This is a genomic window from Streptomyces sp. NPDC006283 (genome assembly GCF_040613325.1).
Classification (GTDB): domain Bacteria; phylum Actinomycetota; class Actinomycetes; order Streptomycetales; family Streptomycetaceae; genus Streptomyces.
Genome location: NZ_JBEXRZ010000101.1, coordinates 1 through 24,527 on the forward strand (window position 1 = coordinate 1; position 24,527 = coordinate 24,527).

Sequence of the window (24,527 nt, forward strand, 5' to 3'; positions counted from 1 at the left end):
GCCGCCGGACTGAGCTGCGTCCGAACCGGCACCGCCACCTCGGGGCATCTCCCGCGCCCCGTTCGGGGCGCGCGGCAACTGGCCCGCCGGAATGCTCAACTGGGTGGTCAGCATCGGCTACACCATCGTCAACACTGTCGTCGGCACGCTCGCCCTCGAGGCCTTCTTCGCCGACCTCGGATGGCTGTCGGGCGACACCGGGCGGGCCCTCGCGTTGCTCGTCACCCTCGCTCTGACCTTCGCCGTCGCGCTGTGGGGCCATGCCACCGTCCAGTTCGCCGAACGCTGGATCGCCTACGTCCTCGCCGTCGGGTTCGCCGCACTCCTGGCGTTCCTGCTGCCGGGCGCCGAGACAGGAGGCACGGCCGCCGCACCCGGCGCGTCCGGTTGGAGCCTGGCGTTCGTCGTGATGCTGGCCGGGCCCTTCAGCTACGTCCCGATGCCCGCCGACTACACGCGCTATCTCCCGAGGACCACCTCGATGCGCTCGCTCACCTGGTGCGGCGCCCTGGGCGGCTTCCTCTCGTCGGTCGCCCTGGGAGTGGCGGGCGTGGCCGCGGCGACGCAGACCGACATGACCGACGCCGTGGCGGGGACGGAACAACTGCTGCCGGGCTGGTTCCAGCCGCTCTTCCTCGCCCTCGTCCTCGGCGGCTCGGTCACCAACTCGATCATCACGCTGTACTCGTCGAGCCTGAACCTCCAGGTGCTCGGCATCCCCTGGAACCGTTCCAAGGCCATCGTGATCAGCTCGGCCGTCACCGCGGTGGGCTCGCTCTGGGCGCTGTTCCTGACCGACTTCACCACCTCGCTTCTGTCGTTCCTGTCCCTGCTGATCATCGTGTTCGCACCCTGGGGCGGAGTCTTCCTCACCGACATGCTGATGCGCCGCTGCCGCTACGACGCACCGGCCCTCCACGCCGGACGGGGCGGCGGCTACTGGTACCGCTCGGGCTACCACCCCGCCGGCATGGCCGCCCTGCTCGCCGGCATGGCCTTCGCCGCGCTCACCTGCGACTCCGAGCTGTGGACCGGTCCTTGGGTGGCCCCGCTGGGCGGGGCCGACCTGACCCTGCTCGGCTCACTCGTCTCAGGGCTCGTCTACTTCGCGCTCGCCCGGCGCACCGTCACACCCCACACCCGCCCCTCCTGAACACCCGAACACTTCCGTGCGGCGCCACGCCGCACCGCGCGGGGAGCCGCGCAGCACCGAAGCAACAGCACCAGCACCACCACAGGAGTTCCTCACATGCCCCTCGCCGCGCACCCTGCGGACCTCGTCCTGCGCAACGCCCGCATCCACACTGTCGACCCCGCGAACCCCGAGGCGCAGGCCATGGCGGTGGTCGACGGCCGCATCACCCGGCTCGGCACGGACGACGAGGCGGCCTCGTGGACGGGGCCGCACACCCAGGTGATCGATGCCGCCGGGAAACTGGTCCTCCCCGGATTCATCGACGCCCACAACCACGTCCGGCTCGGCTCCGACGACGCCTGCGTGCAGCTGGCGGGCGCCCGTACGCTCGACGAGGTCCACGCCCGCATCCGTGCCTGGCGCATGGCCCACCCCGACGCCGAATGGATCGAGGCCGAAGCCTTCGACTACTCGGCGATCCCGGGCGGACGCATGCCGACCGCTGCCGACCTCGACCCCGTCACGGACGGCGTGCCCGCCTTCGTCCTGAGCTACGACGTGCACACCGCCTGGGTGAACACCGCCGCCATGCACCGCCTCGGCATCGATCGCGAGCACACCCGGCTGCCCTTCGGTGAGGCCGCCACCGACCCCGCCACCGGCGAACCCACCGGATTCATCCGGGACTTCGCCGTCAAAGGGCTCTCCCGTGACGGTCACCGAGCCCTGCAGCGGCTGGGTGTGCCGTGGGCCTCGCCCGACCGGCAGTACGGCCGGCTCGCCACCTCCCTCGACGACGCGATCCGCTTCGGCATCACGACGGTGGTCGAACCGCAGAACTCCCTCGACGACCTCGCGCTGTTCGCGCGCGCCCGCGCCGAGGGCCGGCTCAGGTCCCGGGTCGTCGCGGCCCTCTTCCACCCGCGCGGCACCACCGACGCCGACCTCGACGACTTCGCCGACGCCGCCCGTCGCCACGCCGACGACCGGCTGCGCGTCGGACCGCTCAAGCTCTACATCGACGACGTCGTCGAGCCCCGTACGGCGGCACTCCTCGAACCGTACGCGGGCTGTCGCCACCACCGCGGGGACACCTTCTATCCGCCGGAGGAGTTCGCGGGCCTCCTCGCCAAGCTGGACGCCCGCGGCTTCCAGTGCTTCGTCCACGCCACCGGCGACCGCGGCATCCGCACGGTTCTCGACGCCGTCGAGCACGCCCGTGCGGTCAACGGGCCGCGCGACGCACGCCACCAGATCGTCCATGTCGAGTGCCTCGACCCCGATGACACCCCGCGTTTCGCCGCGCTGGGAGTGGTCGCCTGCATGCAGCCGCGCCACAGCGCGCCGGAGGTCGCGGGCCCCGGCAAGGACTGGGCCGAGAACGTCGGCACCGAGCGCTGGCACAAGGCATGGCCCCTGCGCAGCCTGCACCGGGCAGGAGCCGTGCTCGCGTTCTCCAGCGACTGGAACGTCGCCGAGATGGATCCGATGATCGGCATCTACACCGCCGTCACCCGGCGTCCACTGGACGGCGGCGAGCCCTGGATGCCGCAGGAGACAATCACCGTCGAGGCCGCGGTCCACGGCTACACGATGGGTTCCGCGTACGCGAACTTCCTCGAACACGACCGCGGTTCGCTGACAGTCGGCAAGGCCGCCGATTTTGTGGTCCTCTCCCGGGACATCCTGCGCTCGGCACCGGAGGACATTCCCGGCACCGTCGCGGAGACCGTCGTGGTCGGAGGCCGCGTCGAACACGGGGAGTGTTGAGGCAGGGGGGTGGGCGATGCCGGCGCGGCCGCGCTTGTCGGTGGTGTTGCTGCCGAACATGGGCGCGTGCACAGCCCGGGCCCACCTTCCGACACCCGATGCCAGGGCGGCCGCACGGCGCCGGCTCGACGGCGGGTGCCGGCCCGGGAGTTCCCGGGCCGACAGCCGCCGAACCTCCACTATTGAGTGCGCGCTACTTCTCCAGCACCGTGGTACGGGTCAGCGGCAGGCGCAGGGTCTCACGGAAGGAAAGCAGCACCACGAGCGCGGACACGGCCGCCAGGCCCATCAGATAGAAGCCGGGAGCGAGCGGAGTCCCCGCGAGGGAGACCAGCCCCGTCGCCACGAACGGCGCCGTGCCTCCGAACAGGACGTAGGCGGCGGTGTAACCGATCGCCGAGCCGCTGGCCCGCAGCTGACCGGGGAACATCTCCACCATCGCAGGAACGTTGGACGTGCCGATCACCGAAACCAGCACCGCGAGGACGATCGTGCCCGCGATCGCGCCGGCCAGCGAGGTGCCGATCAGCCAGAACGCCGGCAGTGTCGCCACGGCGAACCCTCCGCATGCCACGAGCAGCATCGGCTTGCGTCCGAACCGGTCGCTCGCCGCGGCCATCAAGGGACAGGCCGCGCTGTACGCGAGCATCGCCACCACGCTGGTGAGCATCGCCTCCGACTTGGTGTAGCCGACCTCCTCGGACATGTAGGCGATCATGTAGCTGCTCATCAGGTAGTAGCCGACGGCGTTGGTGATGCTGTAGCCGAACAGCGTCAGCACCTGTCGACGGCAGACCCGCCACGCCTCGCGCAGTGGCGCGTCCTGGACCGCCTCGCGCTGCTCCATCGCACGGAATACGGGAGTGTCGTCGATCCGGCTGCGCAGATACAGCCCGATGAGCCCGAGCGGTCCGGCGAGCAGGAACGGTATCCGCCAACCCCAGCTGTTCAGCGCGGCCTCGTCGAGCGACGAGGTGATGACGAGTCCCGTCAGGGCGCCCGCGACAGAGGCCAGTCCGACGGTGAGAGGTACCACGCTGGCGTACCGGGCGCGCCGCCCTTCGGGGGCGTACTCCATGATGAACGCCGACGCGCCGGTGTACTCGCCGCCGGTGGAGAAGCCCTGGACGGCCCGCAACAGGAACAGCAGGACGGGCGCGGCGATGCCCAGTGCGGCGTAACTCGGCAGCAGACCGATGAGCAGGGTGGAGCCGCTCATGCACAGCACGCTCAGGGCCAGCATCCGGTTGCGCCCGATGCGGTCGCCGTAGCGGCCGAAGAACGCGGCGCCCAGCGGTCGGGCGACGAACCCGCCGGCGAAGACGGCCCAGGTGGCGAGGAGCGCCGCGGTCTTGTCGTACTGCGGGAAGAAGAGTCCCGCGATCGTGGCGGACATGATCGCGTACGCACCGGAGTCGAACCACTCGACGAAGTTGCCGATCGCGGTGGCGGTCGCGACCCTGCGCCGCACCGTCGGGTCGACGGCTCCGCCGGGACCGGTCGCCGAGGCTGTTCCGGACAGCTCGGTGGTGCTCTCGCTCGTCATGTCCGTCCGTCCTTACGGGGTGTGGCGGGGCCGGTGGGGGCAAGGTCCCGCGCGCGCAGCGCCGCCCGCTGGATCTTGCCGGTGGCCGAGCGCGGCAGGTCGTCGACGAACTCGATCAGCCGCGGGTAGGCGAACTTCGAGTACGCGGCGCGGGCGAAGCGCGAGATGTCGCGCGCCAGCTCCTCACCCGCCTCGTGACCGGGTGCGAGTTCGATCCACGCCTTGACGGCCTGCCCGCGGACCGGGTCGGGGACGCCGACCACTCCGGCGTCGGCGACGGCAGGGTGCCCGCGCAGCACGGCCTCCACTTCGTACGGTCCGACGCGGTAGCCGGACGTCTTGATGACGTCGTCGGTGCGGCCCAGGAACCAGAAGTATCCTTCCTCGTCCCGCACGGCCTGGTCCTTGGTGCGGTACCAGGTGCCGCCGAAGGATTCGGCCGACGCCTCGGGGCGGTTCCAGTAGCCCAGCGGGAACTGGGGGTTGGATCCCGCCCGCAGACAGATCTCCCCCGGCTGCCCGTCGGGCACCTCCGCGCCGTCCGCGTCCAGCAGCACAACGTCCCAGCCCGGCAGCGGCCGTCCCATGGAGCCGGGCTTCACCGGGACGCCGGGGAAGTTGCCGAGCAGCGGATACGACTCGGTGGAGCCGTAGTAGTCGAGCGGGGTGATGCCGAACTGGGCGTGGAACCACTCGATGAGATCCGGGGTGAGCGGCTCGTTCGAACAGCACACCACCCGCAGCGACTGCGGGTGCCGACTGCCCGCCTCCGGGACATCCTGCATCATCTTACGCAGGAAGGTCGGGTTGACCAGGGCCGTTGTGACCTTGTTACGGGCCATGCCGGCGAGCAGCCCAGCCGGGTCGAAACCGCCCGCCGGCCGGTACACGTAGTGCACGGCTCCGGCACGCAGCGGGCCCATCAGCTTGGCCATCGACCAGGCCCAGTCGCCGGCGCCGTAGAACACGTCACCGGGCTGCAGGTCGTGGCAGTAGCGGAACTCGTTGTGCCCGAGCAGGGTGCGGTGGGCGTGGACGATGCCCTTGGCGGCGCCGGTGGTGCCGGAGGTGTAGAAGATCAGCGCCGGGTCGTCGGGGGCGGTGTCGGCGGTGCTGTACTGCGGCGGCAGAGCACCGATCGCGGGGTCGTCGACGTTCACCACGGTGCCGCCGAAGCCGCCGGTGCGGTCCAGCGCCGAGGTCTCGGTCACGAGGACGGTCGTGCCGGAATCGGCCAGCCGGTATCGGATGGGTTCGTCGGCCCACAGCAGGGACATGGTGACCAGGACGGCGCCGGTGCGCAGGACGCCGAGGTAGGTGGCCGGGGTGTCGGGACGCTGCGGGAGCAGCACCGCGACCCGGTCGCCCTTGCGCACGCCGAGGGCGTGGAGATGAGCGGCCACTTGGCGGGAACGGTCCTGGATCTGCTGCCAGCGGACCTCCTCCCGGTGGCCGGTGTGGTCCTCGAAGACAAGCGCGAGCCGCTCGCCGGCGTGCCGGTCGGCGACGTCGGCCGCCATGTTGTACCGGTCGGGGACGTCCCACCGGTGGTCCTCGACGAGACGGCGGTAGGCGCTCTCGCCGTCGGCGGCGGCCGCGCCGGTGCGCGGCGTGACGCTGGTGGTCATGGGAGTTCCTCTCGTACGGTCGGGGGCCGGGCGCGGGCCTGGCAGCCCGATGGCGGGGCGCGGGGCCGGGGCCCCGGGGGTCAGCGGCGGCGGCCGGACAGGAAGCGGGTCATCTCGCGCTGCGGCTCTCCCGTGGCGTACGCGGCGGTGTGGACCTTCTTCGCTGCTTCGATCGCCTCGTCCAGGCCGGCGTCGTCGAGTTCGCGGAGCCGTCCTTTGGTGAGCGCGACCGCGCCCGGGGGGAGTTCGGCGAGGCGGGCGGCCTCCGCGAGGGCCTCCGTCTTGACCTGGTCCTCGTCGACGAGGCGGCTGAGCAGCCCGAGCCGGTGGGCCTCGGCCCCGTTGACGAGGCGTCCGGTGAGTGCGAACTCGGCCGTCTTCGCCCTGCCGAGGATGGCGCCCATGGCCCAGATCCCGGTGATGCTCGGGATGCCGGAGAGCACCTCGGGCTGGCCCATGCGCACCGCGGCGTGCCCGATCCGGAGATCGGCGAGGAGCGCGAACTGGAAGCCTGAGCCCGCGGCGACACCGTTGATCGCGGCAACGACGGGCTTGTCGATGCCGCGTACGGCGCGAAAGAGCCGGCCGAAGTCGTCGATCCACGCCTCGGCGGCAGCATGGTCGGCCGGATCGATGGCGGCGGTCTCGGCCAGGTCCTGGCCGGCGCAGAAGGCAGGGCCCGCGCCGGTGAGGACGATCGCGCGGCACGCCGCGTCGTCGCCGAGCGTCCCGAGCACCTCGACCAGCAGGCTCCGCATGCCGCCGGTCCAGGCGTTGAGCTTGTCGGGGCGGTTGAGGGTGACTTCGGCGACGTAGGCGTCGGCGGCTACTGCGGGCACGGGATGGCGGGTGACGGTGACGGTGCTGTCCTCGGTCATGACGGCGGCCTTTCTCGGAAAGGGGCAGGGGGTACCGGCGGCTCGGCAGCCACACGGATCCGGGGTGACGGGGAGACGTCCATCGGCGGGCTTCCCGTGAGCAGTCATGCAAACAGGGAGGGATGTGATCCGGCCAACACCAATCGGGACTCGCGGTGATATCGGAGCGATATGGTCCGGCTCATGGAACTCCGCCACCTGCGCTATTTCGCCGTCCTCGCCGAGGAGCTGCACTTCGGCAGGGCGGCCGAACGCCTGCACATGGCCCAGCCGCCGCTCTCACAGCGCATCCGCGACCTGGAGCGCGAACTCGGAGTGCGGCTGTTCGACCGCACCCGACACCGGGTGCAGCTCACCGAAGCGGGTGCGCTGTTGCTGGAGCATGTGCGGCCGGTGCTTGCGGGGGTGGACACCGCACGCGAGGCGATGCGCAGGATCCGGCCGGGCGAGGCGGGCGTGCTGCGGGTCGGCATGCCCCCGGACACGGGGCCCCGGGTGCTGCACACCCTGACGGCGGGCTTCGCCCGCCGAGTCCCTGACGTGCTGATCGACCTGCACGAACTCACCACGGACGAACAACTGACCAGGCTCCGGGAAGGTGAGCTGGACGCCGGTGTGGTGCGCCATCCCTCGGACACCGTGGGGCTGGAGTCGGGCACCACGGCGCGGCGTGAACTGGGCGTCATTGTGCGGTCGGACCACGCGGCGGCGGCCGGCGGCGGTCCGCTCAGGCTGCGGGACCTCGACGGTGCGCCGCTGGTGATCTTCCCCAGGGCGATGGCGCCCCGGCTGTACGACCACATGCTGACGGTCTGCCGTGACGAGGGTTTCCTGCCCGGCTCGATCAGGCACGCCCGCAACCCCGACTTCGTGCACGGGCTGGTGCTCGCGGGCCGGGGCATCCATCTGAACGAGGCTCCGGCGACGCCGCTCGCGGACGGACTGGTGTGGCGGCCGCTGGAGGGGGTGGCCCTGGCTTGGGTGACGTCGGTGGTGTGGGTGCCGAGCCGGCACAACGAGGTGATCGCCGCGTTCACCGAGCCGGTGTCGGAGGGGCTCGCCGAGGCGGGCCACCGGATCGGCGGCGCGGTCCACGGCGCCTGACGCCGGCGACCGCGGCCCGGGCGGGTCGCGGACCCGGACCAGGCGCACAGCCGCGGGGCGACGTACGGCCCCTGCCGTCTCCCGGTTTCACGGCACCGGGCACCCGCCGGTCGGAAAGCCGGCGGTTGGTCGTAGCGTCGTGGCGCAGCAGCCTCTTGCGAAATCCAGGTCCTCGACGTCGGCGCGCTGGTTCCGGAGCGTCAACCCTGCTCGAAGAGCAGCCGGATCGCCACGTCGCGGTAGTGGCGAACGTGGTGCAGCGCGCACTCCGCCGCCGCGTCGGCGTCGGCCGCGGCGATCGCCTCGTAGAGCACCCGGTGCTCGTCCCACAGCGGGCCGGGGGCAACAGCCACGGGTACGTCAGCCCGCGCGCCCCGGAGCAGGACTGGCGCGACCAGTTCGACCGGGTGCACCGCGAGCTGGACTACGCGGTCGTACCGGTCACGCTGCACCCCGATGTGAGCGGGCGCCCCCAGGTGCTGCTGATGCTGGAGCGGTTCATCGCGTACGTGTCGGGCCACGAGGGCGTCAGCTTCTGCACCCTGGAGGACGCGGCCGACGACTTCCGCCGCCGCTTCCCCTTCCACGGCGCTGAACGCCCCGTCGATATGCGCTGAGTCCGACCGGAGCGGGCCCGCCGGCCGGCAGCACCAGGGGCACCACCGGGTGCACTTGTGACCCGGCACGGAAATGGCCCGTTCCCGTTTTCGCAGCTGAACAGCCTGGCCGGGGAGCAGCTCACGGCGCGCTCCCCGGTTGCTCACGACGGCTGCCGCTCACCGCGGTAACGCTCGGCGAGCCGCGCCAGCGCGACGGCTCCGAGCAGCAGCCCGAAGTCACGCAGGGCGACGTCGTAGTGGCCCGGGACGGTCAGCAGGTTGACGATGATGCCCGCCAGCCAGCCAGCCACCAGCCAGCCCCCGAAGCGCGGAGCCAGCGCTACTGCGATGCCGGCCACGATCTCGATCACACCCACCGCGTACATGGCCGCCTGGGCGCTGCCGGGAACGATGTCGTCGATCCACGGCGCGAGGTAGGTGGGCCAGTCCACGAGCAGGTTGGCGAACTTGTCCAGCCCGAACAGGATCGGCGCCAGCGTGAAGCCGGTACGCAGGATCACGAATGCCTGGTAGCCGGGGTCGGCGAGCAGCGCCCGCCGCGTGGTGGCGGAGGTGCTGCCTGTGGTTACGGAGGACATGGCCCTCTCCTTCTATCGACAAGGTTCATTAACAATAGAAACCCCGCTCCGCTCTTTAGTCAATGGCCGTGGGTTTTACACTGGTGTTCGTGGACGCCCCGAAGGAAGTACGCGACGCCGACGTCTCCGCCATCGCCGCTCTCGACGAGCCGACCCGCAGGAGGCTGTACGACCACGTGGTGCGCCAGCCGAGCGCTGTCAGCCGTGACGAGGCTGCCGCGGCTCTCGGGTTGGCCCGCCAGACCGTCGCGTTCCACCTGGACCGGCTGGCCGACGAAGCACTGCTCGACGTGGTCTACGAGCGCCGCAGCGGACGGTCGGGACCGGGAGCGGGCAGGCCGGCCAAGCTCTACCGCCGCTCGGCGAAACAAGTCGCCGTCAACCTGCCGGACCGCCGCTACGAGCTGGCCGGACGACTCCTCGCCCAAGCCGTGGAGGAATCCGACGCCACCGGCGAGCCGGTGCGCACGGTGCTGCACCGCAAGGCCGAGGAACTCGGCACTCAACTGGGCGAGCAGAACAAGACAGACGTCTTCGATCTGCTCGAGCGGTACGGCTTCGAGCCACGTCGCGAGGACGATGCCATCGTGCTCGCCAACTGCCCCTTCCACGCGCTGGCCCGCGAGCACACCCAAACGGTGTGCGGCATGAACCTCCACCTGCTTCGCGGTGTCCTCGAGGGAGTCGGCGAGGACCAGTTCGAGGCACTCTTGGCGCCCGCGCCCGGCCGGTGCTGTGTACGCCTGGAGCCGGCCGCCTGATCACTCATCGCCGAGTTCGACCGGCGACACCACGCTCGCCGGGCACACGCGAGATTGCACCGCGCTCTCGTTTCCATGCGGTCCGCCAGCCCGACAGCAGACTGCCCCCTCCAGAGAACAGGACGATCGCGGTGTCGACGCGAGTTGCGCGAGGACGGCACGGGTCAATCGAAAGACTCCCCCGGCGCCGCCGCAAGCCCAGTCGGTGAGCAGCTTGTTCGGGCCGATCCCGACTTTCAGCAGTGGACGGGCCCGGCTCGCTGCCAGGAGCCCTCGGCAAGTGCATCGGGCCAATCGACGGTCGCGCCGAGTCCGTCGGTGATCGAGTCGCCGAACGTCACTATGGCGCAGGCCGGAGGCGTGCACCAGCAGCGCCAGCCGACCGAGTGAGCCGTCAATGCCTACTGCTCTTGGCCGACTCCGTCCTCACAGGGTGGTGATAGTTGACCACCGCAGCATTCACCGCGGCCAGGGCCTCCTCGCGAACGCACCACTCCTGGGTCCAGTCCAGGATGCCGCAGGAGACCCCGCACCCTCTGCCCTCAGGACCAGGCCCAGGACTCCTGGGCCCTGGCTCGGAGCGGTACCTTGCCTCCCTGGTCGAGAACCAGCTGATCGGAATCGTCGGCAACTGCCTCGTCCTCCCAGTTGCGCCAGGCTTCATCCTACGGGAGCCCTCTCCACGAACAGTAGGGGCGCATCGGTCTGAGCAACTTCATCTGACGCAGACCTTTGCAGAGTGGCCTTGCAGCCCTGGCCCATGAGTTCGCGTGCGGTGAGACATGGGCGACGTGCTCCTCCGACATCGGGTAGCAGCGGCAGAAGCGGGTCAGGCTGCAGGGGTTTCGAGGCGTTCGACGAAGTGGCCGCGTTCGAAGCGCGCTCCGGCGCGGACGAGAGCGACGAGGGGGTGGAGGCGAGTTCGCCGCGCTGCGCTACTGCGCATCATGCTGACTCCTTCGTGACTTGACATCTCGAAGACGAGCCGACCAGCTCCTTCCGCGCGGTGACCCGCTGGTCAGCGCAATCTGGGCTGCCTCCAACCTCGCAGTCTGTGGCGCTACTTCATCCCGCATACCCTCACGCGCAAACGGACAGCCGCCTCCCGCCCATCCAGCATGCCCAGCACCGACGCCACCGCGCATGCCTCGACCACGAAGCGGATACAAGACGACGCATGTCTCTCACCCCGGGCGAACCAGCCCTGGCCAGCAGGAATCAAGCGATCAAGTTCGGGTTGAGATACGACTTCTCAGCGTCGCGATGCCGGCAACCCACGGACTCCATCCAGCTTCGCACCCGTGAGGCGGGCGTCGGTCGTGTCCGCGCCAGTCAGGTCTGCACCAGTCAGGTCTGCATTCGTCAGGTCCGCGTTGGTCAGGTCCGCGCCCCTCAACTGCCCGGCGTTCAGACGCGCATCGGACAGGTCCGCGTTCGCAAGGCCCGCGCCGGACAGCAACGCGCCGGACAGGGATGCGGCGCGGAGGACGGCGCCGTTTAGGACCGCACTGGTCAGAGATGCACCGTTCAGATGCGCGTTGGTCAGATTTGCGTTGGTCAGGTTTGCGGAGGTCAGGTCTGCGGAGGTCAGACGGGCATCGGAGAGGTCCGCGTTGATCAGGCCCGCGCCGGACAGGGATGCGCCGGTGAGATCTGCGGCGCGGAGGATGGCGCCGCTCAGGGTAGCGCTGGTCAGGTCCGCGCGGTTCAATTCCGCGCCGGCCAGATTCGCTTCTCGAAAACTTACGTCAGCAAATTTGCTACGGCCTTGCCCTGACCTCAGGCCTCTCAGGTCGGTGCGACTCAAATCGAGTGCAAATAATTCGCCGACACCGAACGGCCGTTTGGCCAAGACGTGCATCACCGCTGCGATGTCGGTTGGCAGGGAGACTTCCGGCGACGTTCGTTGTTGCTTTTTGGTGCCGGCTCCTGGAAGGGGGGCATGCCGACGTACATACGCGGTCAGGACAGAGACCACAGTGGCGCGGTCGCGGGGGGAGTCCTGCATGATGCGCTCCAGGCCGTAGATTCCCCCAAGGCGCACATCCAAGGAATCTGAACCCAGGTTGGTGATCGCTGCGTTGAACCGGTTGGTGATCTGTCCCTGCTCGCTGATCCGAAGTTCCTTGTTCGCCTGCCCCACCTGCATCCCGGTGAACAGCAGCGCGGCCAGCGCAGCGAGTCCCGGCAAGCTGACCGCAACCAATCCGAACCACTCCATCTTGTTGCGGGCACTGGGACCACTCGCCCGGAATCGTCGTCGGTTCCGTTGCCGCCGACGTTGCCGGCCGGCGCGCCTATGTGCGATCCGTCGCAGCCGTCCGATACCCAGGTTCCTCGTCACCTTCCCTATAGCACGCCACGAAGCCGAAGCAGATATGACGCCACACCGCCAGGGCACACGAACGGGTGTGCACATGGCGAAACGTCTGGCATTCACCGCAAAGTGCCGCGTTGGAACCATCGGCCCGACCGCCAGGGCTTGCGATGCTCTCATGATCTGCCCGCAACTTCGGCCAGCTCTTCATTCATCGAACACCTCGGCCACGCACGGGAGCCTCGTGCGTGGCCCGCACCAACCCCGTCACCCGACCAGTGGCTCCCCTGAGAGCATGTGGGCCGCCCGAGTTGCGGGATGCGGTGGGAGGGCCAGAGTGGTGGTAACGCCTGTGCACCGTTGAGCTGGATCTCCGGTCACCTGGGGCGCCTCAAGGGCCAGGCCCGCACGGGCAATGCGCACGTCGCGAGTGCACCTGGAGCCGACATGGCCAAACCGTCCCGGCTGCAAATCTCCCGCATTGTTGGCGCGTCCTGCTTGGCTGCCACCTGCACACTGCCGGGCGTGACCATTGCTGTGGCAGTGCCTGCCGCCGTCACTCAAGCGGCGACCACAGCACATGGCCCGGACTCACCACCACCGCCACCACCGCCACCACCGCCACCACCGCCACCACCTCCAAACACGCCACCGCCACCACCGCCTCCAAACACGCCACCGCCGCCGCCACCGCCTCGGGACACGCCGCCAACCTCGGAGGTGCCCCAGCCGACCAAACCCCGGGGGTTGCCGAAGGAAGTGGAGGATCGGATAGCGCAGGCACCGAAGGACGTGAAGGAGGGGCTGACGAGGATGCTGGACCTTATAGAGGACCCGAATACCACTCCGGAGAATCGGATCGCGTATACGAGGATTGTAGAGACGATCACCAAAACGCTGAAAACGCTCGAGGGTTCGAATACACCTCCGGAGGATCGGGCCGCATACACGAGGATCGCGAAGGCGATAACGGAGGCGGCGAGAAAAACCCCTACGGGGGAAATACACAACCTGGTAAAGGCTAGCGATGCACTGGGGGCTCTCGGGGATCCGCAGACGATGCCGCAGGATCCGAGCGATCGAAAGTGGATCCAGAAGATCGTGGAGGAGATTTGCAACGCGATTACAACAGCCGGAGACCCGAGGGCGTCGCAGGAAGAGCGGGACGAGGCACAGAGGAAGCTGCAACAGCTGACCGAATCGCTCGAGCATTCCCAATATCTCGAATTCATGAAAGAAATCAAGCGATACAAGCCACCGACGGCATGTACCGAGACAATAGAGGACCGAACGCGTCAGGCTGGTTGGCCGGATGGATCTCTCTGGGGTCTTTCTGATCCGTCGTGCTCTGCGGCGGTCGCTGAGGGTGCCCGTCAAGAAGGTTCACAGTGGCATGCACTAATGGCGTGCGTGCTACAGAACCCATTCTCTACGTGTGTTGGTTACGTGCCCAAAGACTGAGGCTTTGCCAATCTCGCTCGGGCGCGCAGGCGGGCCATCACAAGGAGTGCGAGGCCAACATCTCATCCACCGCAGTCAGGGGTCACCTCCCCGCCGTGGCCGGAACCGTACTCAGTGAGCAGCAGGGCGATGTCGTCGGCTCGGTACGAGGAGCCCCGGGCGTTGTGCAGAAGCCGGTTGGCGAGTTCGTCCAGTGAGTCCGCAGGGGCGTGGGCCAGAGACGCTCGCAGACGGCCGATCCCCACGTCGATGTCGGCGTCGCGTTCTTCGACCAGTCCGTCGGTGTAGAGGGCGAGGACGGATCTCGGCGGGAGGTCGATCCTGGTTGCTGGATAGGCGCTTGCCCGATCCACACCGAGGAGTGGGCCGACGTCCAGTTCCAGGGCTTCGGTCGTCCCGTCGGGACGGCGGAGCAGGGGTGGGGGGTGACCGGCGGTGACGGCGTAGGCATGGTGGCCGTGGGGTTCGAGGTGGATGTAGCAGCAGCTGGCCAGCAGCCCGGGGCCGAGGTCGATGAGGGTTCGGTTGACGCCCGCCATCACATCGTCGGGCGTATGGCCTACTGCCGCGAAGGCCCGTACGGCGCTGCGCAACTGGGCCATGGTGGCCGCGGCAGCGATGCTGTGCCCCTCCACGTCTCCGATGACGAGGCAGACCCCACGACCGGTGGGGATGACGTCGTACCAGTCGCCACCGATGTCCATTCCACTGGTACCGGGAAGATAGCGCGCGACGGTGCGGATGCCAGGGGCTACTGGCAGCCTATGCGGCAGGAGCGCCTGCTGCAGGCCGCGCGCGAGGGCGAACTCCGAGTCGTAGAGCCGCGCTCGTTCCAGGGCCTGGGCGATCAGCCCGGCGAGTGCGGTGAGGACTCCGCGGTCCTTCTCCGTGAACCGGTGGACCTCGTCGAAGCCGAGGACACAGGTGCCGACAGGGCGGCTGGAGGCGATCAGCGGCAGATACGCCCAGGAGCTCACCTCGCCCGCGGGGATGCCCGGGTAGCCCTGGACGAGGTCCTGCTGCGACTCGATGAAGAGCGGAGCTCCGGAGGTCAGGGCCTCCGTACCGGGCAGGTTCGCATGCAGAGGTATGCCCTCCAACCAGTCGAGGAAGTCTGCGTGGTGGCCGGTGTGAAAGAGCAGGCGCATGGTTCCGTCGCGCACCACGTAGATCGCCAGCTGCTGGCCTCCGAAGGCCGGTAGGAGCTGGTCGGAGACGACTTCGCAGACTTCGCGGGCGGTGACCGCCTCGGTCAGCGCGCTGCCCAGCTGCAGCACGTGGTACATGACGCCCAGGCGCGCCGGTGCGGCAGCGGTTGCCGTCTCGGACGAGGAGGGGGAAGGCGTCGGGGTCGAGGATGGGTGGCCGCAGAGCACCACCCGGCCGGTCACTCCGTCCGCTTCCGGATGGAGGGAGAAGGCGAGCCACCGGTCGGGCGGTCGGCAGGCCAGGAAGGAGACCGGCGTCTGCGAGATCATCGCGCACCGGTGCCGGTACTCGACATCTGGATCGGACAGCCATGGCAGCACGTCCGCGAGGAACTGTCCCAGCAACTCGTCGCCGCGCACGCCCAGCAACTGCAGCGCGCTGCGGTTGGCGTAGGTGACCCGCCCGTCGGGGGCGAGGGAGAACAGCCCGTCCCGCAGCCGTTCGACCGCGGCGACGGCCGCGCTGCCTGCCTGCGCGTCCACGACCGTGCCGACCAGGTGGGTGGGTGCCCCCGCGTCGTCGGACTCTGGTGCGCGGCCCCACAACTCGACCGTGCGATACGTTTCGCCGCCGTCCCCGCGATCCCGTATACGCAGGCGACGCGCGTTGATCCGGCCCTCGGCGGCTGCCGCGCGGGCGGTCGTCCGAAGGGCGGCGCGGTCGCCGGGGTGCAGGCAGGAAGCAAGCGTTTCGGCTCGTCCGTCGAAGGCTCGGGGGTCGAGACCGAAAATCGCGCAGAGCTCGTCATCGACGGTGACGGCGCCGGTGACAAGGTCCCAGTCGAACAGGCCGGCCCGCAGAGCGGGTGCCGAGGGGGCTGGTGTCTCGACGGGAATCGTCTGGGGGTCACACTCGACGGGATCGCCGGTACGGGCGCGGAGGGCGGCGAGGGAGTCCCCGAGCCGGTCGGCGACGCTCCGCACGTGGCGGCGTTGCGCCTTGGACAGTCCTTCGCTGCCGGGTGACGCCGCCCAGACGATAGCCAGCGCCCCGAAGGTCTCCCCGCGTGCTGCCACCGGCACGGAGCAGGAGCCGAAGGCGTACGGCAGAGCCACCGCGAGCTGGGGATACCGGCGCATCGTCTCCTCCGCGTCGGCCAGGTAGATCGTGCGCCCCGAGCTGTACGCCACGGCGACCGGGATGGGGCTGCTCACCGGAATGAGGCGCCAGCCACCGAGCAGGGAGGGCGGCACCCCACGCGTCGCTGCGAGCACGATCGACCGGCGGTCGAAGGAGCGGAGAAAGACACTCCCTGCATAGGCGCCGGTTCCTTCGACAGCTTCGACGACGGCCGCAGCAAGCAGATCCTCACGCTCCGCCGTCTCGCCGACGATCATTTCGCGCATGGTTCCAGTGTGCGCAGGTCGGCCCACCGGGCCAAAGGTGCAGCCCGGGGGGCGCACCGATCGGGTGCGCAGAGAAGTGCCGACCCCTGTGAACCAACCGGTGAGATGGGCCTGACCTGCGGAAGCATGAGTACAGCTGGGTACAGCCTGTGAGGCGCGCCGGAGGGGGCAAGGGAGGGATTCGCAGGGGCTCACAGCGGGGCCGGGTGGGCGGTCGCGGAAACGATCGACAATTGATCGTCTTTTCCGTACATCCCTCGCCCCACCTGGCACGTCTGTACCAGTGCTAGCACCACCGCACGCCCACCTCCCACGTCCCCACCGGCACGCGCTCCCGCGCGCGCCGCGGATGTGGCCGTGCCGTGAACACTCCCGAGGGGGGACCTTGACGTCCTTGGAATCCGGCCGCCCGGCGGCCACCCCGCACAGATCCTTCGGCGGCCGCTCCCGCGTCGCCGCCTGCACTGCCCTCGCGCTCGCCGCGGGCATGCTGCTCGCCGCCCCCGCGGCGCACGCCGATGACGCCCCTGCGCCGCTCCCCACCATGGAGCGGCCCGCCCCCGGCGCCGGCGAGGAGCAGCCCAGCTCCACGCTGGAGCGCCCCAGGGTGAACCGCGGCGCGTTCAGCGCCCAGGACGAGGGCGCGCCCCTCGCCGCCCCGCGCAGCGACGTGAACGGCGACGGCTGGTCCGACATGATCTCCCAGGGCCTCGACGGGCGGGTCTGGGTGAACACGTTCGACGGGTCCGACCCGTATGTGTACGGGCTGACCGACTACTACGGCTCGTCCGAGCAGGTCTACAAGGACGTGTTCTCGGTGGCCGGACTGCGGTCCGACGGCCCCGTCCACTTCACCCTGTCGGCCACCGGCCGGCTCACCGCCTTCGCGAACGACCCGAACTACCCGAGCTCCTTCTGGTCGGGCACGGGCTGGCAGCAGTTCAACAAGGTGTTCTCGCCCGGCGACCTGACCGGTGACGGCGTCGGCGACGTCCTCGCCCGGAACTACGCCGGCGAGCTGTTCCTCTACCGCGCCACTCCGAACGCGTCCGAGCCGCTGGCCGTCAAGGTCAAGGTCGGCTCCGGCTGGGGCCAGTTCGACCAGCTCGTCGGCGTGAACGACGTCAACAACGACGCCGTCGCGGACCTCTTCACCCGCAACCCCGCCGGTGAGCTGTTCTTCTACAGCGGCACCGGCGAGGCCTCCCGGCCGTTCAAGGGCCGGGTCAAGGTCGGCGACGGCTGGCAGCATTCAACACCCTGTTCAGCCTCGACGACTTCACCGAGGACGGCAACGCCGAACTGATGGCCCGCGCCGCAGGCGGAGACCTGTACACCTACGTCTCCACGGGCACCGGGGCCTTCCTGCCCCGCACCAAGTTCGGTTCCGACTGGAATTTCCGCAACCAGTTCGCGAACGCCGGCAACATCCCCTCCTGGGGCAAGGAGGAGCTGTTCGGCGTCGACGGCGGCGGCACGATGTGGTGGTACTACGACCGGAACGACGGATCGTTCGCCGCCCGTCAGAAGATCAGCGACACCGGCGGCTGGAAGGGCGCGAGGATCACCGTGGCATCCTCGCTCGACGACGACAGCTACGCCGACCTGCTCCAGATCTACGACGGCGCCCTCTACAACTACGGTGTCGAGGGAGGCCCGGCCTACATCGGCAGCGGCTGGAACCAGTTCAACACCGTCCTCGGAGCCGGCGACCTCTCCGGCGACGGCAAGGGCGACCTGCTGACCCGCAACTCCGCGGGCGAGCTGTTCCTCTACCGCGGCAACGGCCAGGGCACCGGCTTCGCGGCCAGGCAGAAGGTCGGCTCGGGCTGGGGCCAGTTCAACGTCCTCACCGGCGCCGGTGACATCAGCGGCGACGGCCGGGCGGACCTGATCGCGCGGGCCAAGGACGGCAAGCTGTACCTGTACGAGGGCACCGGCTCGGCCTCGGCGCCGTTCAAGGCGAAGAAGCTCATCGGCTCCGGCTGGGGCCAGTACAACAAGTTCGCCGCTCTGGCGGACATGACCGGCGACGGCCGCGCCGACCTGGTCGCACGGGCCGTTGACGGCACGCTCTACCGCTACGACGCCGACGGCAAGGGCAACTTCAAGCCCAAGGCCAAGATCGGCACCGGCTGGGGAACCTACTCCAGTCTGTTCTGACGAGGTCCTCCGGGGGCGTCGGCCACGGCGCCCCCGGGCTCTCCGGTCCTGTCCCGGCCCGCGGGGCGGCTGATGTGGACGTCGGGGTTGTCACGGATGGCCCTGTTGACGGCTTGTTCGCCCTGCCGCGCCTCGGGCTGCATGGCCCGTTGCGCGGGTCGTTGCGCGGCACGGAGCACACGGACAGACCCCGCCGCGGCGAGGTCTCAGCGGGGAGCCATGCGGATGGCTCCGTCCAGCCGGATGGTCTCTCCGTTGAGCATGGGATTGTTCACGATGTGCTCTGCCAGTGCGGCGTACTCGTCCGGGTTGCCCAGTCGCGCGGGGTGCGGGACCTGTGCGCCGAGTGCATGCCGTGCCTTGTCGGGCAGACCGGAAAGCATGGGGTCCCGAAGAGACCGGGTGCGATGCTCACCACGCGTATCAGGTGTTCTGCAAGGTCCCGGGCGAGAGGCAGAGTCAGCGCCCCGCCGGACAGCACGAGCGCGAACGAACCGCCAAGTGGGCGGCGGGCAGCCGTGGTTGCCGGACCTTCAGCCCGGTGGGTTCAAGCGGCGCGAGGCCGAACAACGAAGTCGAACACGCCCGGACAGGTACGAACAAACAGATCGTTCCTCGCCAAAGGGACTCAAGGCGGCGCGCCGACGACACCGGGGATCGGCTGGAATCACCCCTCCCCGGACCGAATCATGTGAAGCGCTCGTGAACTCTCCTTCATAACGGACCGCCGGCACCGCCCTGACCACGCAGATCAGCGCCGACGTCATTCACATTCGATATCTGCGCCGATGACTGAATCGGTCTCTTGACCATCACTCGAGCGACGAACGAGACTCGCAGTGGCACTCATGCATCAGGAGCCACAAGCACTTGTGCTTGCAAATGGCCCTGCGAGACCGATATCGCACGGGGTGTGTGGCGGGGGAAAACAGTGATGATCTCGCATGCGTACGACGCGTGCGCGCAATTCCTGCACCTCCTCTCCGCCTCTCTTGGTGCGCGGAAGGGAATGGAGGGGGAATGCCGACGCACATGGGCTATCCCGGCGTATACATCGAGGAACTTCCCAGCAGCGTCCGTACCATCGCCTCGGTCACCACATCGGTGACCGCGTTCGTGGGACACACCCGTCGGGGGCCGCTCAACCAACCGGTCCGGATCACCAGCTTCGCCGACTTCGAGCGCCGCTTCGGCGGGCTCACCGCGCAGAGCGCGGTCGGCTACGCGGTGCACCAGTTCTTCGGCAACGGCGGCACGGTGGCGGTCATCGTCCGTGTGGCCAGGGCCGGCACCGGCGAGGAGGCGTGCGTCACCCTGCAGTCCACCGAGGGGCACAGCGAGTGCCCGGTGCTCGAGGTGCACGCCAAGGAGCCCGGTGTCTGGGGCTCGGGGCTGCGGGTGGCCGTCGACCACGACACCCGCACCCCCGACAAGACGTTCAACCTGCACATCCTGGATGGGCGCGGCGGCGCCCGCGAGTCGTTCACCGGTCTGTCGATGCACTCCGGTCACGGCCGCTTCGCGGAGACCGTGGTCGGCTCCGGCTCCTCGCTGGTGCGCGTCAAGGTCCTCGACGAGGGCCGGCCCGACCCGTCGGGCACCGTCTCCAAGCCGTTCGCCGCCGAGCTGCCCGACCTAAACGTCGAGCTCAAGGTCAAGATCGGCGACGTGGAGCGGGAGTTCACCCTCTTCGAGCCGGACCGCGACGGCGAACCGCCGACGGACGTCACGGAGCTGGCCCTCCTGCTGGAGCGCAAGCTGCGGGCGCTGCCGGACGCCCCGGGCAAGCACGCGTTCGCGGGCGTGGAGGTCACCGCGTTCGGCCGTCGTCTGCAGGTCGTCGCCGGCTCCCTGGACCCGAAGGACGTGGTGCGCTTCGTCGGGGAGTGCGCGAACGACCTGGGCCTCGAATCCTCGGTGAACCCGCCGGTCTTCCCGCTCGAGGGCGGCAAGGACGGCGACGCGCCCGGGCCTGGTGACCTCATCGGGAGCGAGGCGCGCAAGACCGGCATCCAGGCCCTGCGCGACGTCGACGACGTCAACCTGCTGGCGCTGCCCGAGCTCGCCGCCTACGAGTCCTCGCAGGACATGGTCACGGTGCTCTCCGCGGCCGAGCAGTTGTGCCGGGAGCGGCGTATCTTCCTGCTGGTCGACTCGCCGTCGACCTGGGGCAGCGTGGACGCGGCGCGCGCGGGGATCGGCGCCTTCGACCCGGTGCGCAGCGATCACGCCGCGCTGTACTTCCCGCATCTGCAGCTCGCCGACCCGCTGACCGGCCGGCTGCGGTCGTTCCCGCCGTCGGGCGCCGTCGCCGGCGTCATCGCCCGCACCGACGGTGAGCGGGGCGTGTGGAAGGCGCCTGCCGGCACGGAGGCGCGCCTCGCCGGCGTCAGGTCCCTTTCGGTGAAACTCACCGACCGGGAGAACGGCCTGCTGGGCCCGCTGGGGATCAACTGCCTGCGCACGTTCCCGGTGGTGGGCCCCCTGGTGTGGGGGACGCGCACCCTGCAGGGCGCGGACGCGCTCGACAGCGAGTGGAAGTACGTACCGGTGCGCCGGCTCGCGCTCAATGTCGAGGAGAGTCTGTACCGGGGTCTGCAGTGGGTCGTCTTCGAACCCAACGACGAACAGCTGTGGCAGCAGATCCGGCTGAAGGCGTCGGCATATCTCAACGACCTCTTCCGGCAGGGCGCGTTCAAGGGAGGCACGCCCCGCGAGGCGTACTTCGTGAAATGCGACAAGGACACCACCACGGACGCCGACATCGAGCGCGGAGTGGTGAATGTCGTGATCGGTATCGCGCCGGTCCGGCCCGCCGAGTTCGTGATCGTGAAGATCCAGCAGATGGCCGGCCAGTTCGATCTCTCGTAACCACAGGAAAAGGAACGCGAAGGAAACCGATGGCTGAGTTCCAGGTAAACGCCCATCGCTTTGACCCCTACAAGAATTTCAAGTTCCTTGTCCTGTGGGACGGTCGAACGGTCGCGGGCATCAGCAAGATCAGTCCGCTCAAGCGCACCACGGAAGTGGTCAAGCACCGCCACGGCGGCGACCCCAGCTCCCCGCGCAAGTCGCCCGGCCGCTCCGAGTTCGAGGGTGTCACCCTCGAGCGCGGGGTGACGCACGACCCCGAGTTCGACCGCTGGGCCAACAAGGTCTGGCAGGTCGGCGCGGGGCTCGGCTCCGAGGTCTCGCTGCGCGACTTCCGCAAGGACATCATCATCCAGGTCCTCAACGAGGCGGGGCAGGTCGCCGTCTCGCACAAGCTGTACCGGGCCTGGGTCAGCGAGTACCAGGTGCTCGGTGAGCTCGACGCCAACGCCAACGCGGTCGCCATTCAGAGCGTCAAGCTCGAGTGCGAGGGCTGGGAGCGGGACTACGAGGTGCCGGAACCGGTGGAGCCGTCCTTCACCCACCCGGCCTGACCGCCGCACGGGCACGGAGGAACGGGGTATGGCTCGCGCCGTGGGGCCGGCCGGTCCGGTGGGTCCGGTGGAGCTGCTGGCCACCTGGGAGGCCGGACTCGCAGGCCACGCCGGGGACCGGCCGCTGCTGCTGCACCGGGCTGCCCGGCCCGGGGCCGGTACCGACGAGCTGCTGTCGGTACCGGTCGGCGAACGGGAGGCAGATCTGTTCGCGCTGCGCCGGGCGCTGTTCGGCGAGCGGATGCAGGTTCGGGTCGAGTGCGGTGCCTGCGGTGAGGCCATGGAGTTCGACCTCGACGCCGGTGCTCTCGCCTCGAGGGCCGTGCCGTCCGAGGCGCCGCTGCGGGTGGAGGTGGACGACTGGGCGGTCGAGTTCCGGCTGCCCACCGTCGCCGACCTTGCGGCGGCAGGCAGGACCGACGGGCCGGTCGAGGCACGCCGGCTGCTGGTGACCCGGTGCACGGTCCGCGCGCTGCGCGACGGAAAGCCGGTGCTTCCTGGGCAGTTGGCCGATCTGCTGCCGGAGCGGGTGGAGCGGCGCATCGCGGAAAGGGCTGCGGAGGCCGACCCGACCGCGGACGTGACGCTGAACGTGTCGTGCCCCGAGTGCGGTGACGCGACACGGGCCGAGCTGGACATCGCCTCCTACCTGTGGACCGAACTGGACACCTGGGCCCGGGATCTGATGCTCGACGTCCATCTGCTCGCGACGGCCTACGGCTGGAGCGAGCCGGAGATCCTGGCGCTCAGCCCGCTGCGGCGTCGTTACTACCTGGAGTTGTGCGCAGATGCCTGACTACTTCGACCGGCTGCTCGCCCGGTACACCCCGGTGGGCGCGCGGGACGGCGTGAGCACCCGGGTACGACCGCGCCTGCCCGGCCCGTTCGAACGGGTCGAGGCCCTGCGGTACGGGCCGCCGGATCCGGGCGAGCCCGCCGCCCTGATCCCGGCCGCCCCGGTGGCCGCGCCGGCGGCCGCGGAGACCGTCCGGCACGAGCGCGAGGTACGCACCGACCGCCACACGATGGTGCGCACGGCACACGTCCGGGAGGCGGACACGCCGCAGGCGGCTGCGGCGGCTCAGGAGCGGCCGCCGCGGCCGGTGGCCGCCGTGCCGCCCACGGTTCGGCCCGCGGCGGCAACGGCAGTGCCGCGTGCGGCGCGCCGCGGACGGGCGGCCGACACCACCACCGACACACCGTCGCGGCCGGCCGCCGCTGCTCCGGCGCCGCCTGCCGCGCCGTCCCCCGCCGTTGCTGCGCCGGCCGTGCCGCGCGGGTCCGACTCATCCGCCGCACGAAGCGCCGCGCTCGGCTCCGTGGGACGCCGGGCCCCGAAGCCGGCGGAGCGGGTCGTGCATGTGCAGATCGGGCGCCTGGAGGTCACCGCGGCGGCTCCGCCGGGAGCGGACCGCAGGCCCGCGGGACCGAGCCGGCCGGGCCGGGCGGCGCCCGTACTGACCCTGGACGACTATCTGTCACGCGGCGGGAAGAGGGACTGACTTCATGAGCAACGCACTCGCCCTCGCGACGGTCACCCAGGCGCTCGCCATCCTCATCGAGAGCAGCCTCGGTCCGGAGATGGACATCGCGGTCAAGGTGGAGACACGCAAGCCACCGGCGGAGCCGCCGCTCGAGCCGACGATCAACGTCTTTCTGTACCAGGTGACACCGAACGCCTCCATGCGCCATGTCGATCTGCCGACCCGCGGCCCCGACGGCTCGTTGCGCAAACGCCCGGCAGCGGCGCTCGACCTCCACTACCTGATCAGCGCGTACGGGGAGGAGGCGGAGCTCGTCGGCCAGCGTCTGATCGGGTGCGTCGTGCGGACGCTGCACGAAACGCCTGTGCTTCCGCAGGAGTTGATCGAGCTGGCGGCGGAACGGCCGTATCTGGCGGGCAGCGACCTTGCGGCGTCGGCCCAGAGGGTGCGCTTCTCCCCGACGGTGATGGACGTCGACGAGACGTCGAAGCTGTGGGGGATGCTGCACCAGACCCCGTACTCGCTGTCGGTGGCCTACCAGGCGTCCCTCGTGCTCGTCGAGGGCCGGGAGCGGCCGGTGCCGGCGAAGCCGGTGGCCGAACGCACCGTCAGGGTTCTGCCGTTCGGCGCGCCGGGAGCGCCGGTGCCGCCGGGGACCGGGGGTGATCCGACGGCCGAGGAGGTCGCGGAGCCCTCCGGGACGGGCGAGTCCGAGGAGGCCGCCCCGCCCGTGCCGACGGCGGGGAAGGCCGGGTCCCGGCAGACCGCCGCCCGGGCGCAGCGCGGCGGACGCACGCCGGCGACGAAACGGGCCGGCTCACCGGCCCGTGCCCGCAGGGCGAGCGCGTCCGAAACGGAAGCGCCGAAGGCGCAAGAGCCGAAGGCGCAAGAGCCGCAGCAGCAGGACGGAAAGAACTGAGCCGGTGCGGACGACGGGGGCGGGTGAGGACATGGGCGGCACGCACGAGGGAGCAGGCGACGCCATTCAGGCGTCGGCCAACGGCCGTGCGCTGGCGGCTGCGGTCCAGGCTACGGGACCGTCTGCAGGTGAACGGCAGTTCGGCGGCCTATGTCTGCCGCGGATTCGTGTGCGATTCACCGA

18 protein-coding genes and 2 pseudogenes are annotated in these 24,527 nt (G+C 69.8%); 13 read left to right on the top strand and 7 right to left on the bottom strand.

The window, feature by feature from the left end; all coding sequences use genetic code 11:
* Positions 1–1,153: pseudogene (locus ABZ070_RS21115) on the top strand (cytosine permease); the annotation flags it as partial.
* A 96-nt stretch (positions 1,154–1,249) separates the two neighbouring features.
* Positions 1,250–2,905: an amidohydrolase gene (locus tag ABZ070_RS21120; RefSeq protein WP_356636036.1), complete on the top strand. Its 1,656-nt coding sequence runs from the start codon at positions 1,250–1,252 to the stop codon at positions 2,903–2,905.
* Positions 2,906–3,098: 193 nt separating this feature from the next.
* Here ABZ070_RS21120 and ABZ070_RS21125 read toward each other — a convergent pair whose 3' ends face one another.
* From ABZ070_RS21125 to ABZ070_RS21135, 3 genes are all read right to left on the bottom strand, one after another.
* The gene (locus tag ABZ070_RS21125) at positions 3,099–4,451 is read right to left on the bottom strand and encodes an MFS transporter (RefSeq protein WP_356636038.1); all 1,353 of its coding nucleotides are present in this window, start codon (positions 4,449–4,451) and stop codon (positions 3,099–3,101) included.
* Positions 4,448–6,079 (bottom strand): AMP-binding protein, encoded by a 1,632-nt coding sequence (locus tag ABZ070_RS21130; RefSeq protein ID WP_356636040.1) that lies wholly within the window; start codon positions 6,077–6,079, stop codon positions 4,448–4,450. The genes ABZ070_RS21125 and ABZ070_RS21130 overlap by 4 nt, the downstream gene beginning before the upstream one ends.
* Before the next feature lie 80 nt (positions 6,080–6,159).
* Positions 6,160–6,957: an enoyl-CoA hydratase/isomerase family protein gene (locus ABZ070_RS21135; protein ID WP_356636042.1), complete on the bottom strand. Its 798-nt coding sequence runs from the start codon at positions 6,955–6,957 to the stop codon at positions 6,160–6,162.
* 183 nt (positions 6,958–7,140) lie between these two features.
* Between ABZ070_RS21135 and ABZ070_RS21140 the strand changes: the two genes are divergently transcribed.
* Positions 7,141–8,061 (top strand): LysR substrate-binding domain-containing protein, encoded by a 921-nt coding sequence (locus tag ABZ070_RS21140; RefSeq protein ID WP_356636044.1) that lies wholly within the window; start codon positions 7,141–7,143, stop codon positions 8,059–8,061.
* Between the two features lie 317 nt (positions 8,062–8,378).
* Positions 8,379–8,678, top strand: coding sequence for a hypothetical protein (locus ABZ070_RS21145; RefSeq protein ID WP_356636046.1), 300 nt, complete (start codon positions 8,379–8,381; stop codon positions 8,676–8,678).
* A 143-nt stretch (positions 8,679–8,821) separates the two neighbouring features.
* Here the strand turns inward: ABZ070_RS21145 and ABZ070_RS21150 are convergent, their stop codons facing one another.
* Positions 8,822–9,259 (bottom strand): hypothetical protein, encoded by a 438-nt coding sequence (locus ABZ070_RS21150; RefSeq protein WP_356636048.1) that lies wholly within the window; start codon positions 9,257–9,259, stop codon positions 8,822–8,824.
* Positions 9,260–9,342: 83 nt separating this feature from the next.
* Between ABZ070_RS21150 and ABZ070_RS21155 the strand changes: the two genes are divergently transcribed.
* Positions 9,343–10,020 carry a helix-turn-helix domain-containing protein gene (locus ABZ070_RS21155; RefSeq protein WP_356636068.1) on the top strand — a complete coding sequence of 226 codons (678 nt, stop codon included), beginning with the start codon at positions 9,343–9,345 and terminating at the stop codon, positions 10,018–10,020.
* Between the two features lie 1,252 nt (positions 10,021–11,272).
* Here ABZ070_RS21155 and ABZ070_RS21160 read toward each other — a convergent pair.
* Positions 11,273–12,241: a pentapeptide repeat-containing protein gene (locus ABZ070_RS21160; protein ID WP_356636050.1), complete on the bottom strand. Its 969-nt coding sequence runs from the start codon at positions 12,239–12,241 to the stop codon at positions 11,273–11,275.
* An 843-nt stretch (positions 12,242–13,084) separates the two neighbouring features.
* Between ABZ070_RS21160 and ABZ070_RS21165 the strand changes: the two genes are divergently transcribed.
* A complete protein-coding gene (locus ABZ070_RS21165) occupies positions 13,085–13,798 on the top strand; it encodes a hypothetical protein (RefSeq protein WP_356636052.1) in 714 nt (237 codons plus the stop codon).
* A 62-nt stretch (positions 13,799–13,860) separates the two neighbouring features.
* Here the strand turns inward: ABZ070_RS21165 and ABZ070_RS21170 are convergent, their stop codons facing one another.
* Positions 13,861–16,353: a SpoIIE family protein phosphatase gene (locus ABZ070_RS21170; protein WP_356636054.1), complete on the bottom strand. Its 2,493-nt coding sequence runs from the start codon at positions 16,351–16,353 to the stop codon at positions 13,861–13,863.
* 385 nt (positions 16,354–16,738) lie between these two features.
* Here ABZ070_RS21170 and ABZ070_RS21175 point away from each other — a divergent pair, with 385 nt between their 5' ends.
* Together ABZ070_RS21175 and ABZ070_RS21180 are read left to right on the top strand one after the other, a co-directional pair.
* The gene (locus tag ABZ070_RS21175) at positions 16,739–17,659 is read left to right on the top strand and encodes a hypothetical protein (protein WP_356636056.1); all 921 of its coding nucleotides are present in this window, start codon (positions 16,739–16,741) and stop codon (positions 17,657–17,659) included.
* On the top strand, positions 17,659–18,516 hold the full coding sequence (locus tag ABZ070_RS21180; RefSeq protein ID WP_356636058.1) for a VCBS repeat-containing protein: 858 nt from the start codon (positions 17,659–17,661) through the stop codon (positions 18,514–18,516). The genes ABZ070_RS21175 and ABZ070_RS21180 overlap by 1 nt, the downstream gene beginning before the upstream one ends.
* A 206-nt stretch (positions 18,517–18,722) precedes the next feature.
* On the opposite strand, the pseudogene ABZ070_RS21185 reads toward ABZ070_RS21180, so the two are convergent.
* A pseudogene (locus tag ABZ070_RS21185) lies at positions 18,723–18,979 on the bottom strand (3-hydroxyacyl-CoA dehydrogenase); the annotation flags it as partial.
* Positions 18,980–19,536: 557 nt separating this feature from the next.
* Between ABZ070_RS21185 and ABZ070_RS21190 the strand changes: the two are divergent.
* Genes ABZ070_RS21190 through ABZ070_RS21210 form a run of 5 tightly spaced genes read left to right on the top strand, consistent with a single transcriptional unit; the run spans position 19,537 to position 24,344 of the window.
* Positions 19,537–21,387: a phage tail sheath C-terminal domain-containing protein gene (locus tag ABZ070_RS21190; RefSeq protein ID WP_356636060.1), complete on the top strand. Its 1,851-nt coding sequence runs from the start codon at positions 19,537–19,539 to the stop codon at positions 21,385–21,387.
* Between the two features lie 29 nt (positions 21,388–21,416).
* Positions 21,417–21,941, top strand: a complete 525-nt coding sequence (locus ABZ070_RS21195) for a phage tail protein (RefSeq protein WP_159694533.1) — start codon at positions 21,417–21,419, stop codon at positions 21,939–21,941.
* Between the two features lie 28 nt (positions 21,942–21,969).
* Positions 21,970–22,737, top strand: a complete 768-nt coding sequence (locus tag ABZ070_RS21200) for a hypothetical protein (RefSeq protein WP_356636062.1) — start codon at positions 21,970–21,972, stop codon at positions 22,735–22,737.
* A complete protein-coding gene (locus ABZ070_RS21205; RefSeq protein WP_356636064.1) occupies positions 22,730–23,443 on the top strand; it encodes a hypothetical protein in 714 nt (237 codons plus the stop codon). Before ABZ070_RS21200 ends, ABZ070_RS21205 begins: the two co-directional genes overlap by 8 nt.
* Before the next feature lie 4 nt (positions 23,444–23,447).
* Positions 23,448–24,344: a Pvc16 family protein gene (locus tag ABZ070_RS21210; protein WP_356636066.1), complete on the top strand. Its 897-nt coding sequence runs from the start codon at positions 23,448–23,450 to the stop codon at positions 24,342–24,344.
* The last annotated feature ends 183 nt before the right edge of the window (positions 24,345–24,527 follow it).

Bases quoted from the DNA above. Each gene is read 5' to 3' on its own strand.
- ABZ070_RS21120 (WP_356636036.1), top strand. From the start codon at position 1,250: ATGCCCCTCGCCGCGCACCCTGCGGACCTCGTCCTGCGCAACGCCCGC.
- ABZ070_RS21125 (WP_356636038.1), bottom strand. From the start codon at position 4,451: ATGACGAGCGAGAGCACCACCGAGCTGTCCGGAACAGCCTCGGCGACC.
- ABZ070_RS21130 (WP_356636040.1), bottom strand. From the start codon at position 6,079: ATGACCACCAGCGTCACGCCGCGCACCGGCGCGGCCGCCGCCGACGGC.
- ABZ070_RS21135 (WP_356636042.1), bottom strand. From the start codon at position 6,957: ATGACCGAGGACAGCACCGTCACCGTCACCCGCCATCCCGTGCCCGCA.
- ABZ070_RS21140 (WP_356636044.1), top strand. From the start codon at position 7,141: ATGGAACTCCGCCACCTGCGCTATTTCGCCGTCCTCGCCGAGGAGCTG.
- ABZ070_RS21150 (WP_356636048.1), bottom strand. From the start codon at position 9,259: ATGTCCTCCGTAACCACAGGCAGCACCTCCGCCACCACGCGGCGGGCG.
- ABZ070_RS21160 (WP_356636050.1), bottom strand. From the start codon at position 12,241: ATGGAGTGGTTCGGATTGGTTGCGGTCAGCTTGCCGGGACTCGCTGCG.
- ABZ070_RS21170 (WP_356636054.1), bottom strand. From the start codon at position 16,353: ATGCGCGAAATGATCGTCGGCGAGACGGCGGAGCGTGAGGATCTGCTT.
- ABZ070_RS21180 (WP_356636058.1), top strand. From the start codon at position 17,659: ATGGCCCGCGCCGCAGGCGGAGACCTGTACACCTACGTCTCCACGGGC.
- ABZ070_RS21190 (WP_356636060.1), top strand. From the start codon at position 19,537: ATGCCGACGCACATGGGCTATCCCGGCGTATACATCGAGGAACTTCCC.
- ABZ070_RS21195 (WP_159694533.1), top strand. From the start codon at position 21,417: ATGGCTGAGTTCCAGGTAAACGCCCATCGCTTTGACCCCTACAAGAAT.
- ABZ070_RS21200 (WP_356636062.1), top strand. From the start codon at position 21,970: ATGGCTCGCGCCGTGGGGCCGGCCGGTCCGGTGGGTCCGGTGGAGCTG.
- ABZ070_RS21205 (WP_356636064.1), top strand. From the start codon at position 22,730: ATGCCTGACTACTTCGACCGGCTGCTCGCCCGGTACACCCCGGTGGGC.
- ABZ070_RS21210 (WP_356636066.1), top strand. From the start codon at position 23,448: ATGAGCAACGCACTCGCCCTCGCGACGGTCACCCAGGCGCTCGCCATC.